6 protein-coding genes are annotated in these 7,855 nt (G+C 67.5%); 3 read left to right on the top strand and 3 right to left on the bottom strand.

Annotated elements, in window-relative coordinates; genetic code table 11:
* A partial coding sequence (locus WA965_RS08240; RefSeq protein WP_526447346.1) for a multidrug effflux MFS transporter occupies positions 1 to 919 on the bottom strand: 919 nt, incomplete at its 3' end.
* 65 nt (positions 920 to 984) lie between these two features.
* Between WA965_RS08240 and WA965_RS08235 the strand changes: the two genes are divergently transcribed.
* Together WA965_RS08235 and WA965_RS08230 are read left to right on the top strand one after the other, a co-directional pair.
* Complete coding sequence (locus WA965_RS08235; RefSeq protein WP_526302652.1) at positions 985 to 1,437, top strand: MarR family winged helix-turn-helix transcriptional regulator; 453 nt, start codon at positions 985 to 987, stop codon at positions 1,435 to 1,437.
* Positions 1,434 to 2,288, top strand: a complete 855-nt coding sequence (locus WA965_RS08230) for an endonuclease/exonuclease/phosphatase family protein (protein WP_526302654.1) — start codon at positions 1,434 to 1,436, stop codon at positions 2,286 to 2,288. Before WA965_RS08235 ends, WA965_RS08230 begins: the two co-directional genes overlap by 4 nt.
* 7 nt (positions 2,289 to 2,295) lie before the next feature.
* Here WA965_RS08230 and WA965_RS08225 read toward each other — a convergent pair whose 3' ends face one another.
* Together WA965_RS08225 and WA965_RS08220 are read right to left on the bottom strand one after the other, a co-directional pair.
* Positions 2,296 to 3,078, bottom strand: a complete 783-nt coding sequence (locus tag WA965_RS08225; protein WP_526302656.1) for a TspO-related membrane protein — start codon at positions 3,076 to 3,078, stop codon at positions 2,296 to 2,298.
* Between the two features lie 62 nt (positions 3,079 to 3,140).
* On the bottom strand, positions 3,141 to 5,663 hold the full coding sequence (locus WA965_RS08220) for a glycogen/starch/alpha-glucan phosphorylase (RefSeq protein ID WP_526302658.1): 2,523 nt from the start codon (positions 5,661 to 5,663) through the stop codon (positions 3,141 to 3,143).
* Between the two features lie 158 nt (positions 5,664 to 5,821).
* Between WA965_RS08220 and WA965_RS08215 the strand changes: the two genes are divergently transcribed.
* Complete coding sequence (locus WA965_RS08215) at positions 5,822 to 7,750, top strand: sensor domain-containing diguanylate cyclase (RefSeq protein ID WP_526302660.1); 1,929 nt, start codon at positions 5,822 to 5,824, stop codon at positions 7,748 to 7,750.
* Positions 7,751 to 7,855: the final 105 nt, after the last annotated feature.

The following is a 7,855-nucleotide window of genomic DNA, read 5'->3' as shown; positions in this document are numbered from 1 at the left end:
CCGCGACGCCGGCGGTCACGATCACCGCCAGCCCGACACCGGCCACGGTGCGCGGCTCGCAGCGCGCGGTGAGCCGGGCGCTGAGCGCACTCATCGAGAGCAGCCCAAAAGCGTTGACCCCGAACATGGCTCCGTACTCGGCGGAGGACAGCCCCATCATCGTCTGGTAGATGAACGGTGAAGCCGAGATGTAGGCCATCATCACCGCGAACGCGAAACCGAAGGCGATGAGGTTGCCGAGGTAGGCGCGCTGTGTCAGGTCCTTCAAAGGTGAACCGGTGGTGGCCTTTTGGGCACGCAGTGTGGCGCGGCGTTCTTCGGTGTGGGTTTCGCGGATCACGGCCAGCGCGGCGGCGAGCATCGCGATGACCAGTACCAGGATCACCGCGAGCGCACCGCGCCAGCCCAGCGGCTCGACGAGGAAACCGCCGGCCAGCGGTGCTGCGATCGGGGCGACGCCGCCGACGATCATCATCAGGCTGAAGGCGCGGGCGGCGTCGCGTCCGGTCGCGAGGTCGGAGATGATCGCGCGGCCGATCACCATGCCGGCGGCTCCGGTGAGGCCCTGTGCCAGACGGGCGGTGATGAGAACCTCGACGGTGGGGGCGAGCACGGCGGCCAGGCTGGCGATCACGCAGATCACGGCGCCGACGACCAGTGGTTTGACCCGGCCGTAGCGATCCGACAGCGGACCGAAGATCAACTGCCCGGCGGCCAGGCCGAGCAGGAACGCAGTCAGCGTCAGCTGGATGTTCGTCGGTGAGGTGTGCAGGTCGTCGACCATTGCCGGGAACGCCGGCAGGTACAGATCGGTGGCGAACGGCGCCACCGCCGAGAGCAGGGCGAGGGTGACGAGCAGGCCGACGGTGATCGTGGGCGCGGCGTCGCGTCGCGTGGTGGTGTCCACGGCGGCGGTCATGGGCTTCTCCAAGGTAGTTATCAATCGATAGTTATCACTATATAACTATCAGGTAGGGTGGTGCAGTGCAAACCCGACAACCCCGCGCTGAGCAACTCGCGGACCTCGCCGACGTCGTCATGGCGGTGGCGCGTGCGGTCAGGGCCCAGGCCTCCGCGGAACCTGCTGTCGTGGAGCTCTCCGCCACCGAGATCACCGTGCTGCGGTACCTCGATCACCATCCCGATGTCGGGCCGAGTGTCGTCGCCGCCGCGACCGGGCTGCAGCGGAGCAATCTGAGCCGGGCGCTGCGCGACCTCGAGACCAAAGGGCTGGTGCGGCGATCAGCCGATCCCACCGACAGCCGGGGCGCGGTACTGCGCTCGACCGAGTTGGCTGCGGAGAACCTCTCGCGGCTGCGGGCGATCTGGGCGCGGCTGCTGGGCGACGCGATCGATTCGTCAGGGGACAAGCACGACGTCGCGTCGGCGCTGGCGCTGCTGCAGGCTGTCGAACGCGGACTCGGCGCGACCGAATGATGAACCTGTTCCGCCGTCGACGGATCGCCGTTCCGGTCGGCCGCTACGACGTCGACACCGATCGGTGGCGTGACGTCGCTGACGGCGGATCCGCGCGACGCGACCAGCTGACGGTGGCGACATTCAACATCTGGTTCAACGAGCTTCACCGAGAGCAGCGCTACCGCGCCATCGCGTCGCTGCTGTCGCGGGAACTCCCGGACATCATGGTCTTTCAGGAAGTGACCGGCACCGCGCTCGAGGTGTTCCTCGCGCAGCCCTGGATACGCGAGCACTACTGCCGCGCCGCGGTTGCCGGCGACGGCTCCTACGGCATGCTGATGTTGTCCCGGCTCCCGATCCGCCGAAGCACCTACACCCGGCTGCCCACGCAGCTGTCCCGCGGTTACCTGACAGCCGAACTCAGCGTCAACGGCGTCGACCAGAAGATCGTGTCCGTCCATCTGGAAAGCGGAAAGAAGGCCCGGCAGTTGCGGGCCCGCCAGCTGTCCCGCCTGTTCCGCGCGTTCCGCGGCGACCGCAACGTCGTGCTGCTCGGTGACTTCAACCTGCGAGACGACGAGAATCACGTGCTCGATCCGCAGTATCAGGACGTGTGGCCGAGCCTGCGGCCCGACGAACCGGGATTCACCGAGGACACCTCGATCAATCAGATGCGCTACGACATGAAGAACAAGCACCGCCATGTCAGGTTCGACCGGGTGCTGGTCAAAGGCCCGGCGTGGAAGGCCGACGACATCGTGCTACTCGGACGCGAACCGATCTCGCCGTCGCTGCCGAGGATCTTCCCGTCGGACCATTTCGGCGTGCTGTGCCGGCTGACGGCTCAAGTCGCGAATCGGGCGCGCTGACCGACCGTCACGGTCGTTGCGCGCGCCGAACCCGCAGGGTCGCGGCGAGCACGACCAACGCGGCCGTGCCCGCTGTGACCGAGACGGCCACGCTGTCGCGCTGGGCGGCCCCGATCGTGATCGCCACCAACGCCCACACCGCGCCCGCGACATAGCCCCAGGTCCCGCGCAGGACCGTCGTCAGCAGCACCGCGAACACCGCGGCCGCGACCAGGATCACCAACTGCCACCACACCCCGGCAGCCGACACCCCGGAGCCGATCAGTGCGGCGGCGACGTTGGCGAACACCGCCGCACCCAGCCATCCGAGGTAGAGGCCGAAGGTTGCGGTCGCCAGGGTGGCCAGCCAGGACGGGCAGGTCAGGTCACCGCGCCGGCCGACCAGCAGAAGCAGGATGTGGATCAACGCGCCCACCATCACCGCCGCCACCACCACGCTGGCCCACAGCCAGTCCTGCGCCGCGACGGCAAGCCACACGCTGTAGCCGACGAACACGACGCTCGCATCGATCAGCAGGCTGGTCTCCCACGACGAACCCAGCCCGAACCGCAGCACCGCGACCGACGTCACCGCGCTGAGCAGGGTGATGACGCCCCACACGCTGAACGCATAGCCGGCCGGGGTGATCAACGCCTGGTTGGTCGCACCCGTGCGCAAGAAGTTGCCCGCCACCGCGTTCACGACCAGCGGTGCCACCAACTGCGTCAGCGCCAGGACCGCCATGATCCACCGCCACGGCCGCACCGACGGTGAATTCGTCGTGGGCGTCGGACGGCTCGATGTGCGCAAGTGGTCTCCTGGTCGGGGTGCAACTGCTCTGTATTCGGAGCCGGAACCCGACCAGATGGGGACTACAGGTCGACCGACATCGGGCCGACGCCCCAGATCTCGTCGCAGTACTCCTTGATCGCGCGGTCGCTGGAGAACATGCCGCTGCGCGCGGTGTTGCGGATCGACATCCGCGACCAGGTGTCCCCGTCGAGCCAGGCGCGGGAGACGTCGTCCTGGCAGTTGACGTAGGACCGGTAGTCGGCCAGGGCGAGGAACGAATCGTGGTGCAGGAAGTTGTCGACGATCGGCCGCAGCACCTCGGTGTCACCGTGGGTGAACACACCGCGCACGAGTAGCTCCAGCACCGACGCCAGCTCGGGATCGTTCTCGACGAAGCTGAGCGGCCGGTATCCGTCGGCCTTGACCGCCTCCACCTGCGACTCCGTGAGCCCGAACAGGAAGAAATTCTCCGCGCCCGCTTCCTGGCGGATCTCGACGTTGGCGCCGTCGAGGGTCCCGATGGTCAGCGCTCCGTTGATCATGAACTTCATGTTCCCGGTGCCCGACGCCTCCTTGCCTGCAGTGGAGATCTGCTCGCTGAGGTTCGCGGCCGGATAGACCAGGTGGGCGTTCTTGACGTTGAAGTTCGGCAGGAACACCACTTTGAGGTAGCGGTTGACGTCCGGATCGTTGTTGACCGTAGCGCCGACGGCGGTGATCATCTTGATGATCCGCTTGGCCATGAAGTAACCCGGCGCGGCTTTGCCGCCGAAGATGAAGGCGCGCGGCGGGATCGACAGCCCCGGGTTCTGCTTGAGGCGGTGATACAGCGTGATGATGTGCAGCACCATCAGGTGCTGGCGCTTGTACTCGTGGATGCGCTTGACCTGGACGTCGAACATCCACATCGGGTCCAGCTCGATGCCCGTCGTCGAATGGACGTACTCGGCGAGCCGGGACTTGTTGGCGCGCTTCACCTCTCGCCAGCGCTGCCGGAACGCGGCGTCATCGACGAAGGACTCCAGCCCCTTCAGGCGCCCCAGGTTCGTCAACCAGCCGGGGCCGATCGTCTCGTCGAGCAGATCGCGCAGGCCCGGGTTCGACAGCGCCAGGAACCGCCGCGGTGTGACCCCGTTGGTGACGTTGCCGAACTTCTGCGGCCACATCTCGTAGAAGTCCTTCATGACGCTGGACTTCAGCAGTTCCGAGTGCAGCGCCGCGACACCGTTGACGGCATGGCTGCCGACGGTGGCCAGGTGCGCCATCCGCACGCATTTGCCGCCGTCCTCACCGATCAGCGACATGCGGCCCACCCGCTCCTCGTCGCCGGGGAACCGGGCCCGCACCTCCTCGAGGAAGCGCTCGTTGATCTCGTAGATCAGCTCCAGGTGGCGGGGCAGGGCCTCACCGAACATCGCCAGCGGCCAGGTCTCCAGGGCTTCCGGCAGCAGCGTGTGGTTGGTGTACCCGAACGTGCGGACCGTCAGATTCCAGGCGTGATCCCAGGTCAGCTGGTACTCGTCGATCAGCAGCCGCATCAACTCGGCCACCGCGATCGACGGGTGGGTGTCGTTGAGCTGGATCGCCCACTTGTCCGGCAGCGCCGAGAGCGGTAGGTGCGCCCGCTCGAGGTGGATGTTGAGGATGTCCTGCAGCGAGCAGGTCACGAAGAAGTACTGCTGCAGCAGTCGCAGTCGCTTGCCGGCCTCGGGTTCGTCGTTGGGATAGAGCACCTTGGTGACGGTCTCGGCGGCGACCTCCTCGTCGACGGCCTTGTAGAAGTCGCCGGTGTTGAAGGCGTCCAGCGCGAAGGACTCCAACGCCCGCGCGCTCCACAACGTCAGGGTGTTGCACGTGTTGACGCCGTACCCCTGCACCGGGGTGTCGTAGGAGACGCCCTGCAGCACCCGCTGCGGCACCCACCGCACCCGGAACTTGCCGGTCACGTCCTCGTACTCCTCGGTGCGACCACCCCAGTTCACCAGGTAGCTCGCGTCCGGCTTGTCGATCTCCCACGGATTGCCACGGACCAGCCAGTTGTCGGTCTTCTCGATCTGCCAGCCGTCGGCGATCTCCTGCCGGAAGATGCCGAACTCGTAACGGATGCCGTAGCCGATGGACGGCCGCTCGAGGGTGGCCAGCGAATCGAGATAACACGCGGCCAGCCGGCCGAGCCCGCCGTTGCCGAGACCGGGTTCCCCCTCACAGTCCAGGATCACGTCGAGGTCCTGTCCGAGGTCGGCCATCGCCTGGCGGGCGGCGGCCTCGATGCCGAGGTTGAGCAGGTTGTTGCCCAGCTGCGGACCCATCAGGAACTCCGCCGACAGGTAACACGTCACCTTGGCCGACAGGTCGAGCCAGTCCTGGGTGGTGGCCATCCAGCGTTTCTGCATGCGGTCGCGGACCGCCAGCGACAACGCTCGGTAGTAGTGCTCCGGTGTCAGCACCGCCGGCGGGCGTGCGATCGAGTACACCAGGTGATCGGATACCGCATGCCGCAGCGCGTCGGCGCTCATGCCGGTGCGAGTCTGTCCCGTCGGCACCAGGTGCGCGCCGTTGACCTCCGTGGATTCTGAGGAATCGGGCTTCACGACATCGGTCACTGAGTCTCCTGCGGTCGGGCCGTAGTTGCGCGGCCGGGTCATTCTGTCGTTCACGTGTTTCTTGAAAGCGTCCGGAGTGTGAACTCCGCTAGCCACTAAACCCGACCTAGCTGGCGAAAGCGTTGCCGAGATGAATATTGACACGGTTGACTAGCTAGATGTCGAGGGGCGAACGACCCGAGCTGACCGGGGCCACCGGTCACTGGGGTCGGCTGCGCGCCCGGATCGCCGCCGCCGATCTGCTGCCCCCGGTGTGGCAGCTCGTCGGGTGGACGCTTGCGGTGGCCGCCGCGTCCTATCTGGTGCGCTACCTGGCTTCGGTCGACGGCCGCACCTTCACCGTCGTCTGGCTGGCGGCGGCACCGCAGCTGGTGGCGCTGTTGACCTCGCGACGGCGGCACTGGCCCGCGCTGCTGGTGTCCTTCGCGGTGTTCCAGTACGCGCCGGCGTGGCTGGTGCTGGGGCAGCGGCCGGAGCTGGCCGCACTGTCCACGGTCACCGCGGTGGTGTTCGCGGCGTGGATGCTGCAGCCCGACCAGGACTGGGTGTCGGGCCGCAGCGACTCGCTGCACAGCTGGCGCCGGTTCGTCATCTACGGGGTGGCGATTGCGCCGGTGTTCGCCGGGGTCATCGGGGCGCTCAGTGTCGTCGTGCACGAGCAGGGTCCCGGTGATCTGCGATCGCTGGCCACCGTCGCGGCGATCTGGTACCTCGCCGAAGCGCTCGCCATCGCGTTCCTGGCGCCGGTGCTGCTGCGCTGGCGACACCTGTGGCGGCGGCAATCGTGGCGTCATGTGGCGACGTCGGTGGGCTTTTCCCTGCTGATGGTCGCGCTGTGTCTGGTGGCGGCCGCCGAGTCGAACTTCGCGCTGCTGTTCCTGGCCGGGGTGCCCACCCTGCTGGTCCTCATCGATGCGGGCATCGCGGCGGCGTTCGGGCAGATGGCGATCGGCGCGGTGATCATCCTGGGCTCCACCTTCGCCGGCTACGGCCCGTTCACCGTCGGCACCGACGACCCCACGAAGGCGATGATGTACGCCCAGGTGTTCCTGCTCGCCGGGTACGCAATGGTGGTGCTCGTGGCGGCGGCGCTGGACGAGAGGAACCGGCTGACCGCGATGGACAACGCCAGCCATGAGGTCTACGACCTCGTGGCGGAGCTGACGGGGGACCTGGTCATCGTCGTCGACTCCCGCGGCGACGTGCTGCACCACGCGTTCGCCGGACGGATGAACCTGGACCTGCCCAGCGGTCGGATCTCGCAGGCCGAGTGGCAGAGCCATGTGCACCCCGACGACCTGCACCTGGTGATGAACCGGTGGACCACCGGCCGGTCCGAGGCCTCGCTGCCGTTCCGGGTGCGCGCCAAAGACGGCTCCTGGCTGTGGTACGTCGTGCACAGCCGGCACGCCGCCAAGGGGCTCTCGGCGGCGATCCTGCGCGACGTCACCCTCGAGCGCGCCGTGCAGGAATCGCTGACCGACATGGCGAACTCCGACGCGCTGACCGGGCTGGCGAATCGTCGCGGGCTGGCGCAGCGTGGACGCGAGATCTGGTTGCGCGCGGTCCAACTCGAGGAGCCGTTGACGGCGTTGTTCGTCGACGTGGACCACTTCAAGGCGTTCAACGACCACTACGGGCATCAAGCCGGTGACCGCTGTCTGTGTGATGTCGCCGATGTCCTGTTGCATCTCGCCGATCCGGACGGCTGCGTGGCAGCGCGTTACGGCGGCGAGGAGTTCGCGATCCTGCTGGCAGGGTGTGACGACCCGGGCACATTCGCGACGGGCCTGTCCTCCGCGATCCGAGCCCTGGCGATCCCGCATCCGGACTCGGAGTCCGGCGTCGTCACGATCAGCATCGGCGTGTGCACGGTCGATCCGCGCGAGCTCAGATACCGCGGTGTGGATCTCGATGCCGCGGTGACCGAATTGCTCGATTGCGCTGACCAGGCTCTCTACACGGCGAAAGCCGAAGGGCGGAACCGGATTTCGGTGGCCTGCCGGGATGGTGCGCTAGTCGGCGAGCAGGTTCACCACCCCGGTGAACAGCCGCGGGAGGCGGTCGGCGGCGGGCACGATCAGTGACCGCAGCGGCGACGTGCTCGCATGGAGCGTCGCCGCGGTCAGGAACCGGTAGCGCCGCGGTGCCCGGCGCCACTGCTGCTCGTAGTCGGCGGGACGATCGGCGGC

The organism is Mycobacterium sp. (assembly GCF_049683935.1).
Classification (GTDB): Bacteria; Actinomycetota; Actinomycetes; order Mycobacteriales; family Mycobacteriaceae; genus Mycobacterium.
Note: the sequence above shows the minus strand (reverse complement) of the source record. Positions and strands in the feature narration are given on the sequence as shown.

Coding starts and splice junctions, on each gene's coding strand:
- WA965_RS08230 (WP_526302654.1), top strand. CDS start 1,434: ATGATGAACCTGTTCCGCCGTCGACGGATCGCCGTTCCGGTCGGCCGC.
- WA965_RS08215 (WP_526302660.1), top strand. CDS start 5,822: ATGTCGAGGGGCGAACGACCCGAGCTGACCGGGGCCACCGGTCACTGG.